Below are 25,932 nucleotides of genomic sequence, written 5' to 3'. Positions count from 1 at the left end.
AGATATAGCATGAGTGTAAAAACCAATGAGCTGCCTCAGGCAGCAGAAATAGCCGAAAGCGACAGTTTTGTCGTCACGACATCCCAGGGGACAAAGCGTATGTCGCTGTCGCTGCTCAAGCAGGTTTTCGGGAAACTGTTTGCCCCCAGTGGGTTTGGGCTAGGCGAGGACCGCGTACGTGAGGCGCCACTATCCGGTAATGCTGACAGTATCTCGGTCACTGGACTGTACCTTGGGAACGATAACACGCCAACTGCAAAATTTGGGAATTCAGCCATTGAGCATATTTCCTATAGCCCGGATTACGCATTTCAGATAGCACATCTATTAGAATCAACAACATCATTTGGCTATGGAATCGTTAAGCGACGCTCAAAAGAACGTGGAGTTTGGCGGGCGTGGGAGTGGGACAATCCGATAATGGAATATGGTGTTGAATATCGAACAACTTCACGGTATCACCGAAAGCCGGTATATGCAAAATTAGTCCAATTTGGAGTTCTTCCAAATGCTACAGCAAGTAGCGTTGCTCACAGAATCGTCGACATCGAAAACATTGTTTCTGTGAGCGGTTCTACCTCTGATAAGAAGAACATTCCCACTCTGAATTATGGTGGAGGATCGTCTATGGATGATGTCATCGATGTCCTGGTAGACCCTACCAACGTGACAATCTATGCGGCTCGTGATCGCAGTAGCGCAACGGCTAACGTGCTAATCCGGTATACCAAAACCGCAGACGAATAGGAGGCCGTTTATGAAACGTATTGTTTATCAATTTGCTGTTACTACTGACGGAGCACAAGAGCCTGTAACATACTTGCAGGACAAATCCATCCTTTGCCCCGATGACATGTTGGAGGAAAACCTTGCGGCGGCGAAAGCCGAGGCGTACAACAGTGAGGTCACGGTGGAGGATGTGCCGGATACCCGTCCTCTGGAAGCAATCAAAGCCGAACGTATCCAGCGGAGCAAAGCCGATTTGGCAGCGTATCTGGAATCCCATCCCATCCAGTGGACCGACGGCGAGCGGTATTCCATTACCGCAGAGAAACAGCAGCAGCTCACCGGCAAGATTCTGTCGGCCACGCTGGCACAGCAGACCTCCACGCCCTACAGTCTGACGTGGAACAGCACCGGCCAGGTGTGCAAGGAGTGGACCCTGGAGGAACTGGGCAAGCTGGCCTTTGCCATCGATGCCCGTGTCACGGCCCTGGTCACCTACCAGCAGACCCAGGAGGTGGCCATGCGGGATGCCGAAAGCCTGGAATCCCTGGCAGCCATCGAGGTGGACTATGACGCGGTGGGGTAATCGGGTCCTGTCCATGCTCCTCTGGAGCTGGGGCGGTACGGTGTACTTCTTGATGGAGGTGGGCTACAAGTCCATCACCGGCCACCCGGAGCGGATCAGTTGGACCATGCTGGTGCTGGCCATCCTCCTGTCCATCCCCCTGGAGCGGTTTGGCGCGGAGCTGCCCTGGGAGCTGCCGCTGATGATCCAGGCTGCCATCTGTACTGTGGCTATCACCTTAACGGAACTGGTGGCCGGGCTGATCCTCAATACCTGGCTGGACCTGGGCGTCTGGGATTATTCCCATCTGCCCCTTAACCTATGGGGCCAAATCTGCGCCCAGTATGCCCTGCTTTGGTACATCCTGTGCCTGATTTTCATTCCTGTATTCGACTGGCTACGCTATGCAGTCGAAGGCGGCGAGAAGCCCCACTATACATAAATCAGCAACGGCGAATACGCCGAAAAATGAAAGGAGAAAAAACTATGCTGAAAAACTATCTGTGGACCATCTGGCAGTGTGCGAACGAGGAGCGCACCGACGGCGACAACCTGACCGGCGATATGGAGATTGCGCCCAACCTCTTTGTGGAGGGTATCAAGGGCAATCCCCAGCACCAGTACAAGGCCCTGGCGGAGATCGACGTCCCCGCCGCCAAGGCCAAGTGGGAGGCCCTGGACGCTGCTGCCCAGGCCAAGGAGTACGACGAGGTCGGCAAGATCATCGACCGCAACTACAAGGCGCTGTGCGCGGCCTTTGCTGAAGGCAACCGCGAGAAGTTCCGTGCCATTGTCCTGTTTAACAGCTGACCAACCGGGGCCGGGTCACCGGCCCCGATAACTAAAAAGGAGTGTTGCAAAATGAAAGCATCCGGCGCGACTATTGTACGAACTATCATTTTGTCCATTGCTCTGCTCAATCAGATTCTGAGTGCGGCCGGTCGCCCTGTCCTGCCGATTGAGGACGGAACTGTTGAAGCCCTTGTGACTTCTGGCGTCACTGTTGTGACTGCTGTTGTTGCATGGTGGAAGAATAACAGCTTTACCGACGCTGCGATTGAGGGCGACAAGGTAATGAACCATGCCAAGGCGGTGAAAAAGTGAATCTGCTGCTGATTGCCGGCCATGGCGCCGGAGACCCGGGATCGGTTGGGAACGGATACCAGGAGGCCACCGAGACCCGCAAAGTGGTGGCCGCGCTTTCCAATGCGTTGAATGGCTACTGCAACGTTTCGACGTATCCATCTGAACGCAATGCGTTTTCCGACTATAAGGCGGGGGCCTTGGGAACGACGGCCCGATTTTCGCTTTATAACGTGGTACTGGAAGTACATTTCAATGCGCTGTCCGCCAGTCCCAAGGACGGGAAAACCAAGGGAACGGAGGTCTTTATTCCGACAACCGAGCAGCATATGTCTCTTGCGGACAGGCTTTGCCGGAATGTATCCGCTGTTGGATTTACCAACCGGGGTGTAAAATTCAAGAATTACAGCGTGATTTCCACGGCCAAACGGTCCGGTCCGCTGGCAATGCTGCTGGAGATCTGCTTTATCGACGACCCCGACGATATGCAGGTGTATACGTCGGAGTTTGACGCCGTAATTCAGGCCATTGCCGATTCCATCATTCAGGAATACGGTCTGAAAAAGGAGGATTCCCCTGTGACATACGAAGAGTTTGAAGCGTTCATGGCTCGTTACGAGGCAAAGAAGGCCGCCCAACAGCCCGACGACTGGAGCGCTGCCGCACGGGATTGGGCGGAGCGCAACGGAATTGTGAACGGCAACGACGCTGGGAAGATGCGCTACAAATCCGGTGTCACCCGTGAAGAGGTGGCGCAGATGTTGTACAACGCCGTAGGAAATTCTGAGAAATGAGGTTCCGCTATGGATTTTGACTGGCTGTTTGCCTTGAAGGCCGGAATCGCCGCCGCGCTCATGACGCTGAGCGCGGTTTGGGGGTGGCTGGGCTGGCTGATTATCGTATGGGTATGCGCTATGGCGCTGGACTACTGCACCGGCACCCTGGCCGCCATGCGGAAAGGGAAGTGGCGCAGCAAGGTCGCCAGGGATGGCCTGTTCCGAAAGGCCGGGGAAATCCTGATTGTCCTGGTGGGAGCCTTTGGCGACGGCGTTCTCGCAACCATTGTATACCACATTCCGGCGGTGGAGTTTGTTTACCCGGCCACTGGACTACTGCTCCCGCTGGTGGTGGTTTGGTACACCATCACGGAAATGGGCAGCATTGTGGAGAATGCGGAAAAATTGGGGGCTACCATCCCGGCATGGCTGGAAAAGATTTTGCAGCTGAGCAAATCAGCTGTGGACAATGCCGGTGAGGCGTTGTCTTGCGGGCATCAAGACGAACACACAGATTCTTGAGACAGGGGGCTTCGGCCCCCTATTTTTAAAAGGCGGTGCAACCATGGCTACAATTACGGCAACTGATAATACCAGATATTATGAGCTCAAGCAGTTTCTCGGTCTCAATGAATCCCTGGACGGGGATACGCAGCTTGCCATGGGTGAGGCGTCTGTTATGGAAAACTGGCGCATCACACCGCAGTATCATTTACGCATTCGACCCGGCCTGCTGACAAAATGGAGGTTCTCCGGACCGGTAAAAGGGTTGTGGACAGGGCAAATTGATGGAGAGGATCGGGTTCTGGCCGCTGCCGACGGCGCGGTGTGGGAGCTTCTGGACGATGGGCAGACAAAGAAACTTGCAACCGTGACCGATGACGCGGTGACCTTTTTCCCATTCTCCAACAAGGTCTATTTTCTCAACGGCCACGAATATCTCAGCTGGGACGGCGGCGACAGCGCCGCAGAGGTGGAAGGATACATTCCACTGGTCATCACGGCGGCCACGCCCACCGGCGGCGGCACCAAACTGGAAAACATCAATCGGTTGACGGCCAAGCGCCGCGCACGGTTTTCCGCAGATGGTGAGGCGCTGGATTTTCAGCTGCCGGAAAAAAATTTGGCATCCATTGACAAAGTAGAAAAAAACGCCGTGCTCTTGGAATCCAGCAAGTATACGGTGGACCTTGCAAAAGGTACCGTGACATTTCTGGAAAAACCGGAAAAGGGCGTCAACAACATTGAAATCTGGTACAGCGCAAAGGAAAGTTACCGAACGCAGGTGACCTCCATGCGGTTTGTTGAAACATATAACGGGAACACGGACACCCGTGTATTCCTGTATGGGGACGGGAGCAACAAGACCATTTATTCCGGCGTCACGGAGCATGGGCAGCCGTCGGCGGAGTATTTTCCGGACCTCTACGAAATCGCCGTGGACAGCGACAACACGCCGATTACCGGTATGATCAAGCAGTTTTCTTACTTGATGATCTTCAAGACGGACGGGGCGTTTTCCACGCAGTATTCGGCCACAACGCTGACCGACGGCACAGTGACGGCTGGCTTTTATATCAGCCCGATCAACCGGGAGATCGGCAACGAGGCTCCGGGACAAGTTCGGTCCGTGTACAATTTCCCGCGCACCATGTATGCCGGGAATCTTTACGACTGGCAGACCACCACCACGGGACGGGACGAGCGCCGGGCCAAGCTGATCACCAATCGCGTGACACAGACCATGCACAGTGCCGACCCGAAAAAAATAGTTACCTTTGACAATGAGCGGGAGCAGGAGTATTACCTGTTTCTCAACGATGTTCCGGGGACAGTCCTGATCCACCGCTACCAGTACGACAGCGGCGGCGACGTGTGGTACCGGTATACCGGAATACCGGCCATGAGCGCCATTCGGAAAGGCGAGGACGTGTACTTCGGACTGCGGGATGGGCGCGTATGCCTGTTCACCTACAGCGCCAGAAACGATGACGGGAAAGCCATTGCCTGCCGGTGGGAAAGCGGCAATATGGATTTTGACTACGATTACCGCCGCAAATACTCCACGCTCATCTGGGTCAGTTTGAAGCCGGACAACAAAGCCCGTGTGAACATTACCGCCCGGACGGACAAGCGCAGCACCTACACGGTGAAATATGTTCCCATGGGTCTTGCAACGTTCCTGGAAGCGGACTTCCGGCACTGGTCCTTTATCACCAATCGCAACCCGCAGATCGAGCGAGTGAAACTGAAAATCAAGAAATTTGCATTTTATAAGCTGGTTCTGGAAATTGAGGACGACAACGCTGTGACCACCGTTCTCGGCGTGGATATGCGCGTTCGCTATACCGGCTATGTGAAATAGGGAGGGGTTTCTGGATGGCTACAACAGCACAATGGGTATTTGACCGGGCAATCCACTTGATGGACGAGCAAAACGAAAGCACCGGTTCCACCAAAACGTCGGACACCAAAGAATATGAGTTCCGGACCTTGTCCATTCTCAATGTCCTGCGTCATGAGCTGTATCCAATTTCCGATACATATGCGGTGGTGGAGCCGGGCAAGCGCCCGATTGTGGACGAGCTGCTCAGTTTTGATCAGGAAATTGGACTGGATGACGGCGTGGCACAAGGCATTATGCCGTATGGACTGGCCGCCCACCTGATGCTGGGCGAAAATGACGCCCTGGCAAACTACTTTTCCCAGCGCTATGCCGAACTGTACAGCGCCATGATGAAGTCCATGCCGTCTGTCTGGGAGGACATCCCCACGGCCTACGGCGGGCTGAGCGTATAAAAGGGAGAAACGACAATGAGTATTTTTGGAAATATCATCGGCAGTACCGTCGGCAGCGTCATTTCCGGCGCTATCAACGCCGCCACCGGCGGCAGCAGCAAACCATCCTCCGGTTCCTCTTCTTCCAGTTCTTCCAGCGCTTCCTCCTCCGGATCGTCTGCTTCCAAACCCTCTTCCGGCGGGTCCAGCAGCAATGGAATTAGCCTGGGCATCAAGCCGCCCAGCGACTACCAGGGCGGCGCAAGCTATGTCACGGTGTACGACAAATACCAGCAGGCCATTAAGGACCAAATGAACGCAAATTCGGAGAAGTGGTGGAGCGCCACCTCTCAGGAAGAGCGGGACCAGCTGCATCAACAGAATCAGCAGTTGGCGGCCATGCTGGGTGGCAGCGTGCAGTATACCAACGGCGTTTGGCATGGTGACGCGGCCAATGAACAGCTCCCAAACTATCAATTGCCAAGTGGGCAGATTGGCGGGTTGTACACGCCGCAGGACCAGAGCCAATACCTGGAGGAAATGTATCAGGCATATCTGGAAAAACAGAAAGAGGCGTTGAAGCAGGCATATGAGACCAATCTTTCTGATTTGCAGGCAGAGCAGGACAAATTGGGCGTAAACTATCAGGCGGCCAGAAATGACACGGCGGCCCAATCCGCCCTGGCACAGCAGCGGTTCAACGAAACGGCGAATGCCTATGGTCTCAACAGCGGCACGGCAGGGCAGGCAGCGTTGAGTTATTCCAATCAGCTTCAGGCCGATATTTCCTCCCTACAGGCGGCAGAGAGCGCCGCCAATGCGGAAATAGAGCGGCAGCGGACCAACCTTTCCAAGCAGTACCAGAGTGCGTTGGTCCAGGCCCAGGCGGACAACAACTATGAATTGTTCGACGCATTGTATCAGGAGGCGGTACGGGTGGATCAGGCGTTGCAGCAGCAGAGCCAGTTCAACGCACAGCAGACCTTGCAGCAGTACCAGACGCTTCTTGACCAGTATTACAACGACAAGCAGCTGGGCTTTACACAGGAGCAGTGGCAGTATCAGCAGCAGCAGGATCAGTATCAGAAGGATTTGGCGGCGGCGGAACTGCTGGCGGCGTCCGGCGATTACAGCGCCTACGGCAAGTTGTTCGGATGGGACCAGAGTAAGATTGACCAGATGAACAACGCCTGGAAGATGGCAAACACCATTACCAGCAGCTCCGGCGGCAGAGGCGGCGGAGGCGGTTCCTCTGGCGGCGGCGGTTCTGGAGGTGTGGACACCCCCAGCATCTCTAACGATTACGAAGGATTGTTTAAGGCGGCTATGGCAAGCGGCTATCCTGAGAGTTTTATTGAAAATAATTATAAGAAATATGGATTTTCCAAGTCTACGGGTCTTTATGATGATTATAATTCCTGGCTTGAACGAAACAGCACGGCACAGGAAGAGGCACAGAAAGAGGCACAGAAGCAGCTTGACGAGATTTTGCGCCAAATTGACTTCTATTTTGGCAACAACATGGACGAGACTGCCATGAAGATTATTCAAAACAACTGGGACAAGATCGGCGCTAATCCCAGCATAGCAAACCAGGTGAAACAAAAGGCCAAGTATTTTGGGTACATTATCAGTTGATGGGGTGATTCTATGGTAAAGTTTACATGGGTACAGGGACTGAGCCAATACGAAAAGGACCAGGAGAAAAACCGACAGATCGTCCAAAGTACGGCCAAAAAACCTACGGCATCCACAGGGACGACGCAAAAAGCGCCGTCCCTGCTGGAGCAGGCTACCGGCGGCAATACGGACAGCCGATTTTCCTCGCCCGGTACACAATCGCTGCTTTCGTCCGCAGATAAAATGGCGGAGGCGGTGAAAAATGCCTTTCAGCAGACGCAAGGGCAACAGATGAACGAGTTTATCCGGGACTATAACAGCGCACCGGATAACCCATTTTTGATTGGTCGCACGGTTGACGGTACGACTTCAATTCGTAAGAAAATTGACTATGATGCACAGATAAAAGCAGCGGAACAGGAACTATCCGCAGCTAGAAAGGGCGCGCCGTTTGTGCGCAACAGCTGGAGTACGCAGCAGCCGGTAACAACTACCAGAACGACAGAGGAAATCAAACAGGAGATTGCCGGGCTAAAGGCGGACCAGGCCAGCGCGGTCGAACAGTATTATCAGCTGGAAAACGAGTTGCAGCGGTATAATCTATCAAGAGATCAGGGGACAGGACAAACGTATGATTCCGCTAGAACGTTGCAAAAGGATTTAGAAGCACTGGACCGGGCGATTCAGTTGTATAACAACGCAGACCCGATGGAAACCGAGGACCCCTTTGTAGTGGCAAAAGATGTGATGGAGAAGTACGGTATCACGGCTCAGGACTTTGCCAACGCATCCATGTACGGCGATTTGAAAATCTCCAATATCCGGGGGCAGATGGAAAAGGAGCTGGAAAACCTGCGAAAAGGGTTGGCAACAGCGGGCTATCAGTTTGACCGGATGAGCCAGTACCAGGACACGCAGGAAAAGGCGAAGCAGTACCAGCAGGAAAGTGAAGCACGGCAGAAGTGGGCAAAGGAACACCCGATTGTTTCTTCTATCTCGTCTGTTTTGCGGTCTCCTTTGCAGGGCGTGGAATTTCTGGAACTGGCAGCGGAAAGCATCGGGAATGACCCGAAAGATTTAAAAAATTATGTGCCCCCCAATGTCTATGACATGGTAAATACCAATGCGGTTAACCAGATTCGGGGCGTGGTATCGGACGATATCCAGACCAACTGGGGCAATGTGGCATCGTTTCTATACCAGACCGGCATGAGTGTTGCAGACAGCGTCGGTCTAGTGTCCACGGTGGGTCCTGCGGCCACGATGTTCATGGGCGGCGCGGCTGCGTCTTCCACGGCGGCGGATATCATCCAGCGGGGCGGCACAAGCAACCAGGCGATTTGGGGCGGTCTGGCCGCTGGCGCGGCAGAAGCCGTTTTTGAGAAATTCTCTGTCGACCGGCTTTTGTCCATCAAAGATGTAAACAGTGTGAAATCGTTGGTAAAGGAAGTTGCAAAGCAATCAGGCGTTGAAGCGTCTGAGGAAATGCTGACGGAGATTTCCAATATTATCAGCGACAGCGTTATTATGCAGGGCAACAGCAACTATGCGCGCGCTGTTGATGCCTACAAATCCAGCGGCATGAGCCAAAAGGAAGCGGAGAAAAAGGCTTTTTTAGACAATGTTGGACAAGTTGTATTAGCTGGTGTCGGCGGCGCTCTATCCGGCGGTATTATGGGAGGCGCAGTCAGGGGACTTAACTATTTTTCCACGAATGGAAATCAAACTGGTCCATCTTCTCCGAACATTCAAACGGCAACGGAGACGCCCATGGAGACGCAGCAGGGCGGGAGTGTCCAGACGGTACAACCGGCGTCCATACTGGAAAAAGCAGCCGCAGAGTTTAACCAGCGCGGCGCTGTGAGCAACAACACTGCCACCGCGATTCTCAATGACCCGGCGGCGGTTGCTGATCTTCAGCAAAACGGCCTGACGCTGACGGACGGCATGACCCAGGCGCAGCGCCGGGCGGCGGTCAAAGAGACCGTTGCGCGGATGCAAAGCCCTGACGAGACGTTCTCTCCCGGCGCACAGGCGGTTTTGGATGTGCTCAATGGCCGGCAGGAGACGGCACAGGCCCCCGCAGATACCGCCACCGCCTATCAGCCGCCGGAGGCCGTGCAGACGGTTCTTGATGTGCTGGATGGGCAAAAAAACAGCGCCAATTCCCTTCCAGGTGATGCAGCGAAAGCTGTCCCCCAGATGCACGTCCAAGACGTCAGGAATGGCGCGTTTGGCGAATCCTTGGGCGATGTAGGAGGCGGCCATCGCCGCAGTTCCAACGGTGCCTCATCAGATTCTGGGATAGAGCCTCCTACGCGGACCTCCTCAGCAAATTTGCAATCGGTACAGCCCGTAAACATCAGCGACTCTATTTCTATGGATAGTGTACCACAAGCCGGTGTGGAAAACAACGCGAATTTCGCACAAATCCCCAACGGAAACACTGTGCAGAACACGCAGAGCGCATATAATGGCGTTAGGTTTATAGATGCTTTTGTTGATTTTACTGGGGAGAATCCCACTTGGGATGATATTACTTCCTATGCAAGAGAACATGGAATAAGGCATCTCAAGGATGTTCAAGCCGCTATTCATTCTGGTATGATTAGTCAGCGGAAAAATAAGACGTATTTTGTTACAAAGCTAGGGGATGAGGCTCGATATTTTAATTATGATGCGTCCAATATTCCTGAGCAGGATACTGATTTGTCTATGGACGCCATGGACCAGGCGGCGCAGCCCGGAGAGACTACCAGCGTCGGCGCGGCTGAAAGCGGATTTGACCCGTTTTCTCAGTTGCAGGAGCAGTCCAGCGCATTTCACCCGATCAACGAGAAAGCGGCGTCTGTTGCACAAGAGCAATTCGGGCGGGCACCAATAGAGGTTCCGACCGAAAATCAGTATGGAAACCGCATTTCCAAAACAGCTGCGACGGCGCTGAACTCTCGCAACACCAGCAACACCATGGCCTCTTTGATCGAGGATCAGATCGTAAAGGGCGATTTGTCATATGCGGTGCTGCCCAATGACGTGGTGCAGCAGCGAGCTCAGGATCGCATAAAATCCGTCGGATTTCCAGACGCACTTTCCCAATACTACAGGAACATCGACCGTGGCGGCACTGCTGCCGTGGACAACAACGCCCTTGGTCTTGCCCTCTACAATGAAGCGGTTGCAGCCGGTGACGATGTGACGGCGTACAACATTCTCGACACCCTGCAACAGAACACCAGAGACTACGCCAGAGCGGTGCAGGTCATTTCCCTTATGAACCAGCTTACGCCTGCCGGAAAGCTGTATATGGTGGAAAAGACCGTGCGAAACATGAACGCCGCCGACCAGAGCAGGAACAACCAGCGCAATGTGGAAAGCGCTGCAAAATCCGTCGGCAAAAGCGTTTCCGCTGCTGTCATGGATGAAAACATTCCGGCACAGGAATGGTGGATGGAGGCTGCGGACCGGCTGACTGCATCGGTTGACCGGCAGCAACAGGCACCCGGCAGAAAAACCACCATGCAGGAGATCCTCGCGGACTTGAAGCGTTTTGCCTATCAGACCGCAGGAGAAAGGGTGCAGCGCACAGGCGATGCCAAAACGGACTTTGACCGGATCAAGGACTATCTGGAAAACAGAGACTTCTACGATGATGTATGGCAGGACGCCCAGCAGCTTTTGGAGGAAAAGTACGAAGGAAACGAGGACGCCATTGCCCAGTATCGGAATTGGCTGAACAGCACCGTCACCAATTCCATCAACAATTCTTTGAAAGGAAAAGCAAAACCAAAAGGCAACCTTGACCAACTCCGCGCCGCCATTGCGTCCGGCGGATTTTCCGATGCGGCCATTCGGGACGGGCTGAACACCTATTTGTTTGGTGAGAAAAAGTACAAGGTGAGCCCGGAATTGGCCCAGGCGTATCTGGAAGCAGAAACCGACCAGCAGCGCGACAACATCCTGGACCAGATCAAGCAGGACATTGCCGACCAGATCCCCAGCACCTTTATGGAGCGGTTTACGGCCTTGCGGTATCTGCATATGCTGGGCAATCTGAAAACGCAAGTCAAAAATGTTGTCGGCAATGCGGTGATGCAGGGCGCCAGAATGGGCAAAAACGCCATTGCAACCGGCATTGAATCCATGGTGGACAACGGCAGCCGGTTGTTTGGCGGCGACGGCCTGCAGCGGTCAAAATCCTTCTATTTGGACAAGGACCTGTTTTTTTCCGCGTGGACAGACGCCAGAAATGTGCGCGACATTCTGCTGGGAGCCGGAAAGTTTTCTGACCGCAGCGCCATTAACAAGGAAATCCAGGATAAGCGCACCATATTCAAGAGCAACGCAAAGTGGGGAACGCAGGAGGACAGTTCAACAACTGTAAAATTTATTAGGAAATTATACGACGCCGGATGGAGATTTCAAGAGGCAAGACGAAAAATTGTTTCTTCTGCTATGGACAAGGGCGATTTGTTTTTTTCCTACACAACATACGCCGACGCTCTTTCCTCTTACCTTCACGCAAACGGCGTTTCTGGCCGTCAGCTTGCGGATGGAGCTGTGGACGCTGACCTCTTGGATAAGGCCAGGGCATACGCTATCACGGAAGCGCAGAAAGCCACGTTCCGTGACCACAACGCATTTTCTGACATGGTGGCAAGCATTGGATTCAAGAACGCAGACACCTTGCCGAAAAAGGCTGCAAACGTGGTTCTGGAAGGAACTTTGCCGTTCAAAAGAACTCCCGCAAATGTTTTTATGCGGGTCGCGGAATACTCCCCGTACTCCATTGTGAAATCGGCCATTGACGGCGTAAAGAAAAAGCGCGGTTCCTCTGACATTACCGGTGCGGAAATCATCGACGAGCTGGCCGCTGGATTGACGGGAACCGGCCTTTTGGGACTTGGTGCCGGTTTATTCCTATCCGGTATCCTGCGCGGCGGTGACGATGAGGATTTGGAGCAGCAGTATTTTGACGAGCTGCAGGGTCATCAGAGCTATTCCTTGGAGATCGACGGCAAGAGCTATACGATTGACTGGAGTGCACCTGTCAGCGTTCCACTGTTTGTGGGTGCAGAGCTGGCGAAGTATGGCAGCAGCGAAGGACTTAGTTTTGATTCCATTATGAAAATCGGAAAGCAGATGACGGCCCCGATTATTCAAATGTCCATGCTGCAGGGTATCAACGACGCCTTTTCCTCCGTGTCCTATTCCGACGATGGAGCCATGCAGTTTGTTTTGAACGCTGCTATCGATTATATAAATCAGGGATTAACCTCCACACTAGGCGGTCAGATCGAGCGGACGGCAGAGGACGCCAGAATGACCACGTTTACAGACGCCGGAACACAGACTGGCCGCAGTCTTCAGCAGGCGCTTGGCGGTGCTTTGGCAAAGGTCCCTGGTTTCGATTACAACCAAATTCCGTTTGTTGACGCCTGGGGACGGGTGGAGGAAAACGGAAACAAACTCTTGACAGGGCTTGAAAACTTCCTGTCCCCCGGCTACGGAAGCACTGTCGAGACTACGCCGGTAGACGAGATCATCCAGGCGGTGTACGATGAAACCGGGAACAAGTCAGTTCTCCCGGACCGTATCACCGACAGAAGCATTACCGTTGACGGCGTGGAACACAAGTTGACGGCGGAGCAGTACAACGACCGGCAGATCACCTACGGACAGACGCGGCGCTCCATTCTGGAAGCCGCCTATAACTCCGGGGCATTGCAGAACATGACGCCAAAAGAGCAGGAACAGTTTATGGTGAACGCCAAAGAACTGGCGGCGGAAGTGGCAAAGCAGGAACTTTTGCAATCTATGGGGCTGGAGTACACTCCGTCAAAGGCCATGCAGACTGCCGACAGAGGTGTCGGTCTGGAAAACTACGCTGCCTTTGATGCGATATACAGCGTCATGGACAAAGAGGACACAGAGAATCAGGTTTCCGATTCCGCAACGGCGATTATGGCAATCGAAAAGGCGGGGATTGCCGACAAAGACACCGCCGCCGCCCTGTGGTCCAGCAAGAACAGCAACACCAGGGCAGCGAAGAACCCGTACAGCGGAGCCATGGGCCAGTCCGGGTTGACTGTGGACGAGATCGTGGACATTATTTCCAAGGCAGACAGCATAGAAAATCAGTATCAAGAGAGTGCAGACCAAAAGAAAGCATTTATTGAGTACCTTGACGGGCTGGACCTATCTCCAAAGGAATACAACGCCGCTATGTTCCAGGCCGATTATCAGAAATCGTATAATTATGATACAATGACCGACAAACAGAAAACCGTGTGGGACAACTGGGGCAGCAGCCAATATGACATGGACGAGTTTTTGAAGCTGTACCGCATTATGAGCGGGGAGGATACAAAGGCCGAGGCCATCGACGCACTGTACCAGGAACTGGGAGACCAATATAGGGCAGACCGGTTTTACTCGCAGGCAAAAAAGAAATGGGATTGACAGGAACGCCCCCGGGGCCTATGGCATGGCTCCCGGGGGCAGTTTCTATACTCTTTGTGGTACTTTCCGATGACGGACGGTTCTTTGTTTAAACTCTGTGCAATCGTCCCCCGGCGGGCAGGGCCGCTTCCGGTCCATGATTTCCCAGTACATACAGCAGATGTTGGTACCGTCGTATTTCCCGGAGTATGCACACTTCCGGCAGCGGTATGTCTGGTCGCGGTGTTGCATGTCCCGCACCTCCTATGTAGTGGTTTCCATCTGTAGTTCTGAAGAACAGACGGGGCATCGGTATGTTTTGGGCGAATATACTGTAATGGACATCCCTAAGATGTAAAAGGCGGCTGCGGCCAGCGCGATAGACATGGCAATGGTTGCCAGTTTCGGATGGGATTTTTCCAGCCGGTAGGAGAGATACAGCATAATCGCCAAGATCAGGATTACGATTGTCCAGAACATTCTTGCACCTCATCAAATACATTCCGGCAAATCTCACTGTCGGCAACCATACCGGCCAGTAGCGGAACGGCACAATCTTTGGCCCAACCACACCACCATGCACAGACGGTTTCGGTACAGGTGGCCCCGGTCATGGGGCAGATTTTACCCTTTGCGGATTCCATCAATCTGCCCCCTTTTGCAGCGCGGCTTCTGCGGCTTCACGGGTGAGGAATACGACCTTTCCAAAGCTGTTTGTGCTGTACCCGTATTCTTTTTTCCCATCACTAATATCCATCCATATAATTGCTTCGAGATACACAATTCCGTCATCATGCAAAATAAATCTTTGGACGTGCCCTTCTATCGGAGGGTTGTATCGCTTCCCGTATGCCATAGTCACCCAAACCGGGTCATTGATATTACACGGCAGCACCACGCACCGCCCTTCCCGGTCTGCCTCGATCAGCTCACGCAGACGGTAAAGGTCGTAGTCGTCGCCCAAAATGTCCTCAATGGGTTTCAATCTTTCTCGCATTTCTGTGGCTTGCACCGCGGCAAGATGCATAAGAGCCAGAATACCTTCTACAGTCTCGTCTCCGTCCTGGAGCGCATCGTACATTTCGTCTCCCAGGCATTCCGGGTCATCGGCAGTTATGGCAAGTCCGTGCTTTGATGCAGCCGATCGAATCCACTGTACAAGTGTCACATCTTGATAATCCGGCGCTGGTCCTCCGCCTCTTATCCAAATTTCTCTGTCCTTCGCATAAAATGTGTTAAAGGAAAACACAATGGAATTTTTATCATCTGTCGTTAACCGCTTCACGCTCATTCCTCCATCTTCGCGCCGCAGTTGGGGCAGTATTTTTCTGGTTCTTCCCGCAAACACTCTCCTGCTGCAATAGGCTTGTTGTATCCACAGTTTGTGCAACGCTTCTTCGGCGTAAATTCGTCCGTGTTTGGAATCCATTTTCCATTAACCCCCATCACCCCCATCCGCTTTTCCAGCTCGTCCCACGCTTCCGGCGTCACGGCGCGGCCACAGGATGGGCAGAACACTGGGCGGTCTCCTTCATCCTCGTTTTCCGGGGAATCGTACCAATGTTCACATTTGCTGCACTCGGTATATCCATCGTGCTTTACCCATTCAGCCGTCCACGCCTCCCGGTCAATGTGGGCGGTCGAGTAGGCGTAAACATCCATTTCATCCGAATTGAACCGAAGCCAATTTCCTCCTTTTTCCCACAGACGGATTGCATCCATTTGATAATCCATGTGGACGATTGCCCATCCGGTCAACTCATGGATAGTTTTCATCTTAACCCACACCGGCTTTCCGTCCATCTCCCGCAACTGCTCCGGTGTCAGCGGCTCCATTTTTTCTGCGTTAATAAGCCTGTTTTGTTTTAACGCAGATATCCCCATTGCATGAGCAGAAATGCACTTTTCCGTGTACACTTCGGGGCCTATATACTGTTCCAAAAAAGCAATCGCTTCTTCATTTTTCATGTCGTTCATCCTTTCCTTCCAGAAACTCCTCCAACTCTGCAACACTCCTGCACCACTTCCGGCAAAGTCCGCCGGGGAATGAAACCACCGCGCCACAGATCATTTCTTGGCCCCACGGGCCACCGCCAGACGAGACCAGGAGACAAATATTGCCGCACTGCAATTCCAATTCCTGGCCGTTCCGCATGGCAATGGCGATTTGTGCGCGGGTTACGTTGTCCAGGCTCATGCGTCGCCCTCGCTTCTCTCGGCGCTGGAAATCCGCTTGGCGGCTCCATCGTAGGCGGCGGCATACCATGCGTCCCAGTCTTTGCAGCGGGCGTCCATGGCATCACAGAGAGAGCGGCGGGGGCACCGGCGGCACGGGTAAGGCCCCGACTTCCTTTCTTGGTTCGGGATATAGATTGCGCGGTTCCAATTGGCAATGGCTTCCTGCGTCGGTGCTGCCATATCCTCGCAAACGTCAATTTGGTATCTTGTCTTTTTTTTGACGCTGCGACATGCCATGGTCAGAAAACTTTTATACTGCATATCGAGTTTTGCGGCGCAATGCTTCGCTGTTCCGGTGACCAGCAGTTTGCCGGTCAACCGGTCAAAAACGGTGTACGTCTTAATCTGGATCACCTCCAAAAATTTCTCCGGCACAGGACAGGTGGCAGGGCCGCCCGCTGCTGTCAAAGGTCACAAGATCGGTTATGTATATTTCATGACCGCATAACTCGCAGTAGCAGCGGACGGGGACCTCCGGCGGCTCCAATGGGCGTTCGGGGATATCATCCATGGTGCAAGTCCTCCAGCCATGCGCCGTACAGTTTGAAAAAGTCCTCGGCGTCCATGATGACCACCCAGTTTTCTTTGTTGCGCCGGTGGGCCACGATGGGAATGGCACCGTTTCCGGCTTCCTGTGCGTCTCTGGCGGCCTGTTTGAGCGCGGAGTATAATTCCAGACGTTCCACCCGCTTTACTTCCTGGTGGATGCCGGGGAGCCCGACAACGTCCGACGCGTCACCGGTGTTGCCGCAATACTGGGAAGTGCGGCGGGCGTCTCCGTATCCGTGCGCCCGGCAGAGGGCCGCCCACTCCCGTTCCCCGCGCTTTCCCTTCTCCCGTGACATTCTACCCATCGGATTCCACCAGAAGCTTTTGTACGAAGTCTGACGCGCCCTTGCGGCACTGACAGTAAACGCACTGGCCGTTCATCCATCCGGTTTGGTAGGTGCGGTGACATTCCGGGCAAATGACCGCGTCATGTTCTCCCCGGGCCAACTGCTCCAGTACGTTGACAAGGTTCAACCGCTCAAACGTGTAGACAGATGCTATATTGGCTTCGCTTCTCAGCCGGTCGGTCAGGTCCAGGACTTGTGCGCGGTTGACCAGAATTGTGTGGTTGTCCCTTCCACGCTTCCCGGACTGGTCCCAGCCTGCCCGTGGGGCCATTTGGTACTGCTCCCGCAGTTGCTGGGACAGATTGTAAGATTCAATGGATTTCAGGTTTGACATAAAATTTTGAGCCTCATTTCTATATCAAATATTGATTTGAAAATAGGGTAAAACTGATATGGATTGACAGCGTTTCCATACGCTTTCAGTCTGTCCATCCCTCTGGGAAGCCCATCATCATTCCGTTTAATTCTGCGGCCTGGTTTGGGTTCAATCCGTTTTGGATATGGTAATAAATTGTTCTGTCTTGCTTCCCAGTTCCCCAGCATTTTCGGATACTTTTCATCGGGTTCGATTGGCTGCATTTTCTCCACACTTCGCCGTCGCTCGCTATGGGTCGTGGCCACAATGCAAACCCGTTCTCCGATGTGTTTAGCTCCGCAAGAATGGGCTGGGAAACAATACCACCATGCAGAACACCCGATTTCGGCCAAGTCCCGGAGTATTCGTCCAAAAAACCTTCCATTTTCACTTGAGAGAAGCCCTGGTACATTTTCTCCCACAAGCCATCTTGCGTGAGTTTCGCAAAATACCCTAAGGAGTTCACTCCATAAATCGCGCTCATCATCAGATGCCAGACGTTTTCCCGCAAGGCTATGGGGTTGGCATGGAAATCCCCCTGATACGACAGTTGGCGTGCATCCGTTTGATTTTTCTCGAAAAGATTCTCCTGTAAGTTCTCTAACATCTCTCCACCTCGGAACATTGGGCCAATGTCGCTCTAAAATTGAGTGCGGAAAATCCGCAAATTCGCATTGACCAACCGTTTGAAACCCTGCCATTTCTGCGGCTAAGTCCATTCCACCGATTCCAGAAAATAGGGACAAGTGTGTAAGTAACTCCATTTTCTCACGTCCTATCTATGATTTGTGAGACAACATCCGATCCAATGCCTGCTGTTCCAACTCTCCCAGCGGGACCATCCCGGCGCTGCCCGCCGGTGGCCGCCGGCCGGTCTGAGGCGGGGGCGGCTGCTGATGGGTGGCGTTTGCAATAAGCCGGTCCCAGTCGGCAAGGCAGCGGACGCCCTTTTTCTGTTTGTCCTGTAAAATGGACCGAATGTAATTCCAGCGCGGCGCACCGGCGTCGATGGCGATATTGATTGCGCGCTCGATGCAGGCGGCGTCCATTGTGGAAAGAAAATGCACAAGCTCCTGGGCGCAGTCCTCGCTTGGGGCACGGCCCAATTTCGCATGATACATGGCGATCACGGCGGCGGCTGCGGCGGCGCTTTCCTCTCGCGCGGGCGCTCGCGTAGTTACAGCAGCAGTATGTAGAGTAGTATCTTTCTCTATATCTATCTCTTTATCTCTATCTATATCTGTAGTCACTTTTTTGTCACCACCAATCACAATCGCGTCACATTGTGACGGTCTGGCACGAAGCGCCCGCATTCGGGCAGCGCTTTCCCCCTCGCTGCCAATGCTCTGCACGGCCTGGGGGAGAATGTACTTGTCCTCGTCCGATTGCTCCATAAGTCCGTTGGCAAGCAGGAAATTCAGCGTAACCGCTACATTGTCCGCGTCCTCGTCGAGACGTAGGGCCAACTCGTCAGAGAATTTGCTTTCAATGCCCTCATGGACCAAAAGACCGCCGCTTTTGACGGACAAAAGTTGCAGTTTCAGATAGATAATGGTAAAGGTATCGCCCCCGGCAATACGACGCAGTTTCTTAATGCGGGGGGAGGCGAAAAAGTCCTCCTGGAGTTTCAGCCAGTAGTACCGCTTTGCCACAGCGGCACCTCCTTTCAGAACGGCAATTCGCTGTCCTCTTCCTCGGTAACAGAAAAATCACCGGGAGAGTATGCGGCGGGTGCTTCATATCCGGGGATGCCAGGATAGACAGGGGAGGGAATGGGGTCGCCGCTGAACCGCTCCGGTCCATCGTCGGGCCGCTTGGAATCGCCAAAATAAACCGACTGGGCCACCACCTCCGCACTGCGGCGTCTGTTGCCCTCCTTGTCCTGCCAATCGCGGATTTGGAGACGCCCATGTACCACGGCCATTCGGCCTTTCGCGAAGTATTTGGAGACGAACTCCGCCGTATTTTTGAACGTGACAATATCAATAAAATCCGTCTGCCGCTCGCCGTTGTCTGCCTTATAGTCCCGGTCAACGGCAATGGAAAACCCACAAATCGCGGTGCCGGTGGCGCCCCGTCGTAATTCCGGGTCGCGGGTCAGACGGCCCATGAGAATAATGGTATTCAGGCTCAAGGTGTAGCCTCCTTTTCTTCATGCTGGTGCAAGAAAATGTATTTGCTGTTGGGGGTCATATTGCGATACAGCCAGTCCATGGCCTGCTCCTGGGACAAATGGGTGGCGGCGGCCCTGGATTCATAGGCATATTGTCCAGCGGCCTGCTTGGCCTTTTTCCGGGCCTCCAGCTCTTCCTTGGTGTGGTTGGCCTCTATCATGTAGAGGTCACAACCAGGGGCTGCGATATGGTCCAGAGTGCCGGTGTCGGTGGCGTAAAAAAGCTGTTCCCGCCCGATCTTCACCAGATAGGCCAGATTCTCCACGTCATGCACAAGTGGAAATGTATACACCATGGCGGACAGGGAGGGATAATAAAACGCGCTTTCCTCGGTGCAGACGTCAATGTTCCGCTTGTCCACCCCGGCCCCCAGCAGGGCCTCCACCAGGAAGGCCCAGCAGGCAAACCGCAGGGTAGGGCGACGGCGGGCCAGGGCTTTCACCGTCGATTTGTTGAAGTGGTCGCCGTGAATGTGGGTCAGCAGCACCAGTTTCAGTTTGTCGGCGTAGGGCTCCAGTTTTGCTATGGGAACGCCGCAATCCACGAGGATTTCTCGGTGGTTGCCGATCAGGACGGCATTCCCTTTGCTACCGGTGGATAAAATCTCAAACTGCATCGTCGTCCACCAGGTCATCCAGGTTCACAGATTCCACGGGGGCGGCGTCCGGAGATTCCGGTGCGGGTTCCGGTGCGGCGTCCGGCGTCTCGATGGCCGGTACGGGGGCCGGGGCGTCCTGGGCCGTCAGATAGTCGGATTCCGTCATAAAGTCGTCCTGCTCCATGGCCGTCTGCAAATCAACGGACATAATGCCCCACTTGGAGATCAGTTGCCGCAGCATGGTCTTAAAGGCCATGGCGTCAAAGTCCTTGTACCAATGGGAGGAATACAACCATTCGTCCTGCTTGGGGTAGTTGCCGGCTTCATAGTCGGCAAAACTCACTTTCTGGGGCGAGATAGCCAATGGTAGGGGTCTTTTCCCGTTCGATCTCGTCGGTGATCAGCTCCACAACCACATCCTCCGTCAGAGGGTCGAACCGCTTCAATTCCCCATCTTTGATCGCAAGAACATTCAGCCGCTTATAGGAGCCGGAACGAAGGGCCAGCTGGACGTATCCCTTGTAGCCCAGCTGAAACTGGGCGTCATTGCATCCCTTCCGCTTATTCCAGTAGGGGACTAAATAATACTGGCCCAGCTGGGGAGAGGGGGACAGGTTCAGGGATTCTCCCAGCAGGGCAGCGCTGAGAATGGTGGACGGGTCGCACGTCTGGAGGGTCGGGTTGACAGCCACGGCGGACGTAATGGCGGCCACAAAGCGCTGGGCCCGTGCGGGGTCCTTGATGGTGTTGTTGATCAGCTTCTGATATCCTTTTGTAGAAATGGCAGCGGAAAAGGTAGGCCGATTGGCGACTTCATTTGCAGACATAGTGGATTTCCTCCTGCTTCAAAAAATTTCTCAGCTTTATCAGCTTGGATTTTGTCGCGGTGACGGTGAACGTGCAGGGCAGCAGCTTTTCAGACTGCACGGGTGGCGCTGTGGGCGTCTGCACCGGCTCCGGGCGCTCCACGACAACGGGGGCGGCGGCTTCTACGCGGGCCACAGCGGCGCTCTCTGCGGCTTCTGCGGCGGCATTCTGCTGGGAGGCCTGCCGCACTCGCGCCATTTCCTCATGGCGGCGGCGCACCGTCTCCACTGCGGAAGCCATGGAAAGCGTTTTCTGAAACTCCACCATGATTTCGTCGGCGTCTGGCAGCCGATTGATGGCGTCACGCTCAGTCGCAACGCGGGCCACAAACTCCGACAGACGGTCCATGAGTTTCTGGGGCGTCTTCTGTTTAGCACTGGTCAAATCCACGGTAATACCGGCGCGGTGGTATTGCAGCCAGCCAAGGCGCTCCCGCTGGCAGAGTTCCGCAAAGTAGGCACGGAGACGCTGCTCACAGGCGGCTTTCAGCGCCCCCTCTACTTCCTGGATTTTTTTATCCATTTTGGCCAGTCCATCCCGTATGGGAGTTGCGACGCACTCCTTATAGGCGGCTTCCATCTTATTGTAGGGTTCTAGGCATTTAGCTTTGATTTCTTTACGCTTTTCCTCCAATGCCTCGAGTTCTTTATTGAGATCGGCACGGGCCTTTTTCACATCCGTAACGGTCTGAACTGTACAGGCCATGTTGGACACCGCATCGACACGGGCCGTCACAGCGGCCTTAACCTTTTGTAGCTGTTCCTCAATTACGGGGGCTTGTACTAAGCGGATCATTTCTTCCTGCACTTTGTTTCATCCTCCCATTGGTTCAATGTTTTTTCCATGACGGACAGAAGGTTCCGTCCGTCACGGGCACCGTTGAGCACGGCGGCAATCCGGCTCCGGGAATAGCCGATGGCGTCGGCCAGTTCTGCTTGGGTGTAGCCCATTTGCAGCAGCCGGGCCTTGACGCGGGTGCGGCGGTCAAGCCCCATGATCGCCACGCTCCAGAGTGTCAATCTCATAGACCATGCAATTTGCCAGCGCAATGCCGGAGACGGACAGAATGGCGCTGACGGTCAGGGCCAGAAAGTTCCCGGCGGCCAGGGCAAAGACGCACAGTACGGCCAGCAGAACAAACAGGGTATACCCGGCTGCGGCAACGGCACGGCGGGCGGCCACCTGGGGATAGCGGCGGTCAATCTGCCGGGCGATTTCTTCCCGGCGGGCGGCGGCATCGGCTTCCCGCTGCGCAAGGGCCACAGAGTAACGGCGGGCGGTAATGGCTTCCAGGTAGGTATCGGGGTTCATTGGGCGGTTCCTCCTTCGATTTGATACGGCGTCAGGCCGTGAGATAACTGGCAAGGGTGGCAACGGAAATCATACGATTCCGAAAGGGATAGGTCCGGGCACAAAAATTATTGCTGCGGCCCAAGAACTGGGCCACGTCCTTAATGGTCAGAAGTTCCTTGTTCGGGTAAACTGCTTTGATCCACTCCACATTGCGGCGGTAGGTCTCGGCGTTTTTGGTGTTCATGGTGTGGGCCTCCTTTCAATGTCTCGCGTCATAGATGTGCATTCCCAACTGTTCGCCCAGCCAGTCCAGGCCCGCCCGGGTCAGCCAGAATGTGGCGGCGCGGCGGCCATCCCGGATGTATTCCCGCATTTCGGCGTATTCGGCATACACCATCAGATCCCACGGCTCACAGGGCAGCAACGTGGTAAAGTAGTTCCTGTAGGGTCTGTAAAATTGTTTTCCATGTCTGGTATAGGGCCGTTTTTGTCCCAGACCAACGGCGTGTTGGGCCAGTTCAATGCAGCGGGCCTTAATTCCATCGTCTGCTTGCATGGGTCATCACTCCTCCATTTTAGAATTTTGACTATATGGAACCGTAAGCCGATCAGATTCAAAACGCTCCAGGTCTTCCTTGCGGATGACGTACGTTTTCCCCAGCTTTATGCCAGAAAGACGTTTTTCTCGAATCCACTTCCACACGGTTCTGATCTTGACGTGGTACAGGTCTGCGACCTGCTGACAGGTATACCGTTCCTCCATGCAATCACCACCTTTGAGATTGTTAATAATGGGAACACAATAGTTGCACATTAGTTTCTTTAGTGATATCGTTGGAGTGTGCCAACACCCCCGGATATTTCGGGAAATCTAATGACAAGAGGTGTTCCTTATGAGAAAAATTGAAGAGCTGGAAGGTATGTTTGAGTACAGAACCGGTGACGCGGTGCCGTACGGATACTATGTCTGTGCGCTCTGCGACGGAGACGAGCCGTACATTGCAATGATTACGGATGACGGGGAAGAGCTCCCTGACTGCCCGACTTGCGGGGCTCCGTCGGTCTGGGTGAAATGTTAGAAGGATTCGTTCTCCACGGAATGGGGTTGTGGCGAGGGTCTACCTCGTCCACGACCTCAAATCGCGTGGTCTTGGGCGGCTTGCACAGGCGGAAGATCACAAAGGCGGCGTACCGTTTTCCGTCGATCTCATAGCGAATGGTTAAGGGGCCGCGACGGACCAATTTCCAGTGGATGGGAAACCAACGGATTCTGTGAGCAAGGAATTTGAACATCGTCACGCCTTCCGCTCTGCCGGGGCGCGGCCCAGGAACTTCTCCACGAAATACTGCTGGCCTTTGCCGGTCACCTTGGGGGTGCGGCTGATGCTGATATGGCCGTCAGAATGGGCGTGGGTGGTTTCCTTGATCCGGAACAAACCAAGTTCCATGCTGCGCTGGGTGGGCATGTTGTAATCGGTGCCCTTGCGGCGGATCAGATAGCCGTTTTCCCGCATCCACTGGAACAGGCGGGTTCCTCCGATATCCACGCCATTCTGGTGCAGCAGTTTGGCAAGGTCGTTGATTAGGATGGTGTTATCCGACGCGGCGACGCTGTCGGCAAACAGGACCTTGGGCGCCTGGGCTTCCAGCTGCTGCTTCTGCTGCTCAATGGTGCGCTGGCCGATGATGACAGCGCGGGAGAGAATCTCCATGTCCGACATACCCGGCGCGGTGGGGATGTAGCCGCCGGTCTGCCGGATGGCCGGCAGCACCTCCGACGTAACCCAGCGCTTAAAGCGTTTGGCGCTCGGGAGCTTGCTGGACAGGACCAGGGAATACAGGCCGCTCTCATTGATGATGGTCATATTTTGATGACCGCCAAGGGTGTCACATTTCGTTACCCCCTTATCTTCATCATCAACGTGGTCCGAAATAGCCTTTCTGGGATTGGTATATCCCAAGACATTGGCAACGTCACTGCCAATAAAGTATGGCTGTCCGTCGATAGACACAGTCCGGATGGAGCCGAACTCGTCGCTCTGGAAAATCTTTAGATTGCTCATTTTTAATGACCTCCGATCAATCAGAATCTTTCGTTTTACGTAAGTTCGGGGCAAAAAAAATATCCTCTGCTTCCGCATGACTGTTGCACAGCAAATTTGCCATATTGGCCACAACGCCATAGGGCATCTTTTCGGGTGTTTGCAAATAAGATGCGAGGGTGTTTCTGGCAATATTTAGGGCATTGGCCATAGATGTAATGGTAAAACCGTGTTCAGCCATCTTGCCGCGCACTCTTGGGACGTCTACATGCATCATCAAATCACCTCCAACCTTTCGTATTACGAAAGTATAGTAGCATAACTTACGTCAAACGTCAATACGTTCTGCGTAAGTTTTTTTACAAAACGAAAGTTGTACGTTGCATGATGTTTGAAACCGTGGTATATTGACAGCATAGGAGGTGTTGCTATGGGTTCTCTATCAGAAACATTAAAAAGGAGACGGGCAGACCTTGGCCTTACCTTGGCCCAAATTGCCGAACAGATGGGTGTGGCGGAAGCCACGGTTCAGCGATGGGAAAGTGGAAACATTAAATCTATCAGACACGGGAAGATAGCTAAACTTGCAGAAATATTGCATGTATCACCGGCGGAGATCATGGGCTGGGAAGATACGGCAAACACAGAAAAACCCGCCAGCGATGACGCTGACGGGTGGGAATCCGAGGCTATTCAACTGCTTCGTTCTTTATCAGAGGATGAATTGGCGCGGGAGTTGGCGTACCTGCGACAGCGCGCAGGCGATTCAAATAAATGAGCCGCTGCGTTTCTGGCATTCTTCTGAGAATTTCCATAATTTCCATTACCACTTGATCAGATTCCATGCTTATCACCTCATGCCGTGTTCGGGTTTCCCCGGTGGTGTTTTTATTATTGAACATTTGTTCTATAATGGCAAGATGGAAATTTGCATGAAATATCCCGGCAGAAATGGTCGAAATGGAGATTTCAGAGAAATTAAGGAGAAGTCCTATTTATGGGACAATGAAAGAGATATTGTTTGAGGGTGTGACAAAATGAAAAAAACAATGACATTAACCATAAGAACATTTCTTGCAACGATACTATCTACTGTAATTTTCTTTGTAATTGTTATTATAGCATACGATGGAACAAACTTTTTAAACTCTTTTGTTCCATTTATTCCAGCATTTATTGGTTTAGGAGGTGCTGCGCCGACTGCGGCAGCATTGATATCAGCTATTGCTTGTAACTGTTTGTTTATGTTTATATGCAAGGACGATGCTCCAATATTTATTGGATATTTTAGATGTGCATGGATGATTATTCTAGCCAGCGTAACTGCATATGTTGTATTTACACAATCTGATTTGCCTATTATATGGTTTTGGGTTTTAAGCGTCGGACTAGATATTTGGTTTGTTTATTTTGAGAAAAAACAACGCGCTGAGAGGTCTAAAGAAAGTACCACAAAATAGGGAAGGTGACCGCTACACCAACA

At 53.4% G+C, this 25,932-nt stretch carries 35 protein-coding genes; 13 read left to right on the top strand and 22 right to left on the bottom strand.

The genetic code is table 11. The features are described 5' to 3' along the window. The first annotated feature begins 9 nt into the window (after positions 1-9). From ACTQ33_RS01070 to ACTQ33_RS01020, 11 genes are read left to right on the top strand one after another with little or no spacing between them, the layout of a single operon-like run. Positions 10-747: a pyocin knob domain-containing protein gene (locus tag ACTQ33_RS01070; protein WP_441461376.1), complete on the top strand. Its 738-nt coding sequence runs from the start codon at positions 10-12 to the stop codon at positions 745-747. A 10-nt stretch (positions 748-757) separates the two neighbouring features. Next, positions 758-1,312, top strand: a complete 555-nt coding sequence (locus tag ACTQ33_RS01065; protein ID WP_441461374.1) for a DUF4376 domain-containing protein — start codon at positions 758-760, stop codon at positions 1,310-1,312. Beyond that, positions 1,296-1,733, top strand: coding sequence for a putative ABC transporter permease (locus ACTQ33_RS01060; protein ID WP_441461372.1), 438 nt, complete (start codon positions 1,296-1,298; stop codon positions 1,731-1,733). Before ACTQ33_RS01065 ends, ACTQ33_RS01060 begins: the two co-directional genes overlap by 17 nt. A gap of 44 nt (positions 1,734-1,777) precedes the next feature. Next, positions 1,778-2,101: a hypothetical protein gene (locus ACTQ33_RS01055; protein ID WP_441461370.1), complete on the top strand. Its 324-nt coding sequence runs from the start codon at positions 1,778-1,780 to the stop codon at positions 2,099-2,101. Positions 2,102-2,152: 51 nt separating this feature from the next. Next, positions 2,153-2,395, top strand: a complete 243-nt coding sequence (locus ACTQ33_RS01050) for a phage holin (RefSeq protein WP_441461368.1) — start codon at positions 2,153-2,155, stop codon at positions 2,393-2,395. Then, entirely contained in the window at positions 2,392-3,168 is a 777-nt protein-coding gene (locus ACTQ33_RS01045; RefSeq protein ID WP_441461366.1) for an N-acetylmuramoyl-L-alanine amidase, read from the top strand. The genes ACTQ33_RS01050 and ACTQ33_RS01045 overlap by 4 nt, the downstream gene beginning before the upstream one ends. A 9-nt stretch (positions 3,169-3,177) precedes the next feature. Further along, on the top strand, positions 3,178-3,672 hold the full coding sequence (locus ACTQ33_RS01040) for a phage holin family protein (protein WP_441461364.1): 495 nt from the start codon (positions 3,178-3,180) through the stop codon (positions 3,670-3,672). 43 nt (positions 3,673-3,715) lie between these two features. Then, entirely contained in the window at positions 3,716-5,515 is a 1,800-nt protein-coding gene (locus ACTQ33_RS01035; RefSeq protein ID WP_441461362.1) for a hypothetical protein, read from the top strand. A 14-nt stretch (positions 5,516-5,529) separates the two neighbouring features. Then, positions 5,530-5,949: a hypothetical protein gene (locus tag ACTQ33_RS01030; RefSeq protein ID WP_441461360.1), complete on the top strand. Its 420-nt coding sequence runs from the start codon at positions 5,530-5,532 to the stop codon at positions 5,947-5,949. Positions 5,950-5,964: 15 nt separating this feature from the next. After that, on the top strand, positions 5,965-7,566 hold the full coding sequence (locus ACTQ33_RS01025; RefSeq protein WP_441461358.1) for a hypothetical protein: 1,602 nt from the start codon (positions 5,965-5,967) through the stop codon (positions 7,564-7,566). A 12-nt stretch (positions 7,567-7,578) separates the two neighbouring features. Next, the gene (locus ACTQ33_RS01020) at positions 7,579-14,007 is read left to right on the top strand and encodes a hypothetical protein (protein WP_441461356.1); all 6,429 of its coding nucleotides are present in this window, start codon (positions 7,579-7,581) and stop codon (positions 14,005-14,007) included. 243 nt (positions 14,008-14,250) lie between these two features. Here ACTQ33_RS01020 and ACTQ33_RS01015 read toward each other — a convergent pair whose 3' ends face one another. The 22 genes from ACTQ33_RS01015 to ACTQ33_RS00910 form a co-directional block, all read right to left on the bottom strand. Continuing rightward, positions 14,251-14,466: a hypothetical protein gene (locus ACTQ33_RS01015; RefSeq protein WP_441461354.1), complete on the bottom strand. Its 216-nt coding sequence runs from the start codon at positions 14,464-14,466 to the stop codon at positions 14,251-14,253. Between the two features lie 163 nt (positions 14,467-14,629). Continuing rightward, entirely contained in the window at positions 14,630-15,271 is a 642-nt protein-coding gene (locus tag ACTQ33_RS01010) for a hypothetical protein (RefSeq protein ID WP_441461352.1), read from the bottom strand. 2 nt (positions 15,272-15,273) lie between these two features. Next, a complete protein-coding gene (locus tag ACTQ33_RS01005; protein ID WP_441461350.1) occupies positions 15,274-15,954 on the bottom strand; it encodes a hypothetical protein in 681 nt (226 codons plus the stop codon). Continuing rightward, positions 15,944-16,183 (bottom strand): hypothetical protein, encoded by a 240-nt coding sequence (locus ACTQ33_RS01000; RefSeq protein ID WP_441461348.1) that lies wholly within the window; start codon positions 16,181-16,183, stop codon positions 15,944-15,946. Before ACTQ33_RS01000 ends, ACTQ33_RS01005 begins: the two co-directional genes overlap by 11 nt. Continuing rightward, positions 16,180-16,578, bottom strand: a complete 399-nt coding sequence (locus ACTQ33_RS00995; protein ID WP_441461346.1) for a hypothetical protein — start codon at positions 16,576-16,578, stop codon at positions 16,180-16,182. Before ACTQ33_RS00995 ends, ACTQ33_RS01000 begins: the two co-directional genes overlap by 4 nt. Continuing rightward, positions 16,565-16,735 (bottom strand): hypothetical protein, encoded by a 171-nt coding sequence (locus ACTQ33_RS00990; RefSeq protein ID WP_441461344.1) that lies wholly within the window; start codon positions 16,733-16,735, stop codon positions 16,565-16,567. Before ACTQ33_RS00990 ends, ACTQ33_RS00995 begins: the two co-directional genes overlap by 14 nt. Further along, the gene (locus ACTQ33_RS00985; RefSeq protein ID WP_441461342.1) at positions 16,728-17,078 is read right to left on the bottom strand and encodes a hypothetical protein; all 351 of its coding nucleotides are present in this window, start codon (positions 17,076-17,078) and stop codon (positions 16,728-16,730) included. The genes ACTQ33_RS00990 and ACTQ33_RS00985 overlap by 8 nt, the downstream gene beginning before the upstream one ends. Then, a complete protein-coding gene (locus ACTQ33_RS00980) occupies positions 17,071-17,454 on the bottom strand; it encodes a hypothetical protein (protein WP_441461340.1) in 384 nt (127 codons plus the stop codon). The genes ACTQ33_RS00985 and ACTQ33_RS00980 overlap by 8 nt, the downstream gene beginning before the upstream one ends. Further along, positions 17,442-18,176 (bottom strand): DNA cytosine methyltransferase, encoded by a 735-nt coding sequence (locus tag ACTQ33_RS00975; RefSeq protein WP_441461617.1) that lies wholly within the window; start codon positions 18,174-18,176, stop codon positions 17,442-17,444. The genes ACTQ33_RS00980 and ACTQ33_RS00975 overlap by 13 nt, the downstream gene beginning before the upstream one ends. Before the next feature lie 78 nt (positions 18,177-18,254). Then, positions 18,255-19,127: a phage replisome organizer N-terminal domain-containing protein gene (locus ACTQ33_RS00970; protein WP_441461338.1), complete on the bottom strand. Its 873-nt coding sequence runs from the start codon at positions 19,125-19,127 to the stop codon at positions 18,255-18,257. Between the two features lie 14 nt (positions 19,128-19,141). Continuing rightward, complete coding sequence (locus ACTQ33_RS00965) at positions 19,142-19,609, bottom strand: single-stranded DNA-binding protein (protein ID WP_441461336.1); 468 nt, start codon at positions 19,607-19,609, stop codon at positions 19,142-19,144. Next, positions 19,606-20,265, bottom strand: coding sequence for an MBL fold metallo-hydrolase (locus ACTQ33_RS00960; protein ID WP_441461334.1), 660 nt, complete (start codon positions 20,263-20,265; stop codon positions 19,606-19,608). The genes ACTQ33_RS00965 and ACTQ33_RS00960 overlap by 4 nt, the downstream gene beginning before the upstream one ends. After that, positions 20,255-20,611, bottom strand: coding sequence for a recombinase RecT (locus ACTQ33_RS00955; protein ID WP_441461332.1), 357 nt, complete (start codon positions 20,609-20,611; stop codon positions 20,255-20,257). The genes ACTQ33_RS00960 and ACTQ33_RS00955 overlap by 11 nt, the downstream gene beginning before the upstream one ends. Further along, on the bottom strand, positions 20,571-21,074 hold the full coding sequence (locus ACTQ33_RS00950) for a recombinase RecT (RefSeq protein ID WP_441461330.1): 504 nt from the start codon (positions 21,072-21,074) through the stop codon (positions 20,571-20,573). Before ACTQ33_RS00950 ends, ACTQ33_RS00955 begins: the two co-directional genes overlap by 41 nt. Next, the gene (locus ACTQ33_RS00945) at positions 21,061-21,909 is read right to left on the bottom strand and encodes a DUF1351 domain-containing protein (protein WP_441461328.1); all 849 of its coding nucleotides are present in this window, start codon (positions 21,907-21,909) and stop codon (positions 21,061-21,063) included. The genes ACTQ33_RS00950 and ACTQ33_RS00945 overlap by 14 nt, the downstream gene beginning before the upstream one ends. Further along, on the bottom strand, positions 21,906-22,109 hold the full coding sequence (locus tag ACTQ33_RS00940; RefSeq protein ID WP_441461326.1) for a helix-turn-helix domain-containing protein: 204 nt from the start codon (positions 22,107-22,109) through the stop codon (positions 21,906-21,908). Before ACTQ33_RS00940 ends, ACTQ33_RS00945 begins: the two co-directional genes overlap by 4 nt. Continuing rightward, positions 22,099-22,425, bottom strand: coding sequence for a hypothetical protein (locus ACTQ33_RS00935; protein ID WP_441461324.1), 327 nt, complete (start codon positions 22,423-22,425; stop codon positions 22,099-22,101). Before ACTQ33_RS00935 ends, ACTQ33_RS00940 begins: the two co-directional genes overlap by 11 nt. 31 nt (positions 22,426-22,456) lie before the next feature. Further along, positions 22,457-22,651, bottom strand: a complete 195-nt coding sequence (locus tag ACTQ33_RS00930) for a hypothetical protein (protein ID WP_441461322.1) — start codon at positions 22,649-22,651, stop codon at positions 22,457-22,459. 15 nt (positions 22,652-22,666) lie between these two features. Further along, complete coding sequence (locus ACTQ33_RS00925; protein WP_441461320.1) at positions 22,667-22,963, bottom strand: hypothetical protein; 297 nt, start codon at positions 22,961-22,963, stop codon at positions 22,667-22,669. 6 nt (positions 22,964-22,969) lie between these two features. Then, positions 22,970-23,170, bottom strand: a complete 201-nt coding sequence (locus tag ACTQ33_RS00920; protein WP_441461318.1) for a helix-turn-helix domain-containing protein — start codon at positions 23,168-23,170, stop codon at positions 22,970-22,972. A gap of 532 nt (positions 23,171-23,702) precedes the next feature. Next, positions 23,703-24,470, bottom strand: a complete 768-nt coding sequence (locus ACTQ33_RS00915) for a phage antirepressor (RefSeq protein ID WP_441461316.1) — start codon at positions 24,468-24,470, stop codon at positions 23,703-23,705. Between the two features lie 16 nt (positions 24,471-24,486). Continuing rightward, positions 24,487-24,726 (bottom strand): hypothetical protein, encoded by a 240-nt coding sequence (locus ACTQ33_RS00910; protein ID WP_441461314.1) that lies wholly within the window; start codon positions 24,724-24,726, stop codon positions 24,487-24,489. Positions 24,727-24,879: 153 nt separating this feature from the next. Here ACTQ33_RS00910 and ACTQ33_RS00905 point away from each other — a divergent pair, with 153 nt between their 5' ends. Beyond that, positions 24,880-25,227: a helix-turn-helix domain-containing protein gene (locus ACTQ33_RS00905; RefSeq protein WP_441461312.1), complete on the top strand. Its 348-nt coding sequence runs from the start codon at positions 24,880-24,882 to the stop codon at positions 25,225-25,227. 259 nt (positions 25,228-25,486) lie between these two features. Continuing rightward, entirely contained in the window at positions 25,487-25,909 is a 423-nt protein-coding gene (locus ACTQ33_RS00900; protein ID WP_441461310.1) for a hypothetical protein, read from the top strand. The last annotated feature ends 23 nt before the right edge of the window (positions 25,910-25,932 follow it).

Source organism: Candidatus Avoscillospira sp. LCP25S3_F1 (assembly GCF_052117125.1).
Lineage (GTDB): Bacteria > Bacillota > Clostridia > Oscillospirales > Oscillospiraceae > Avoscillospira_A.
The sequence above is the reverse complement of the archived record's forward strand: the minus strand, read 5'-3'. Positions and strand labels throughout refer to the sequence as shown.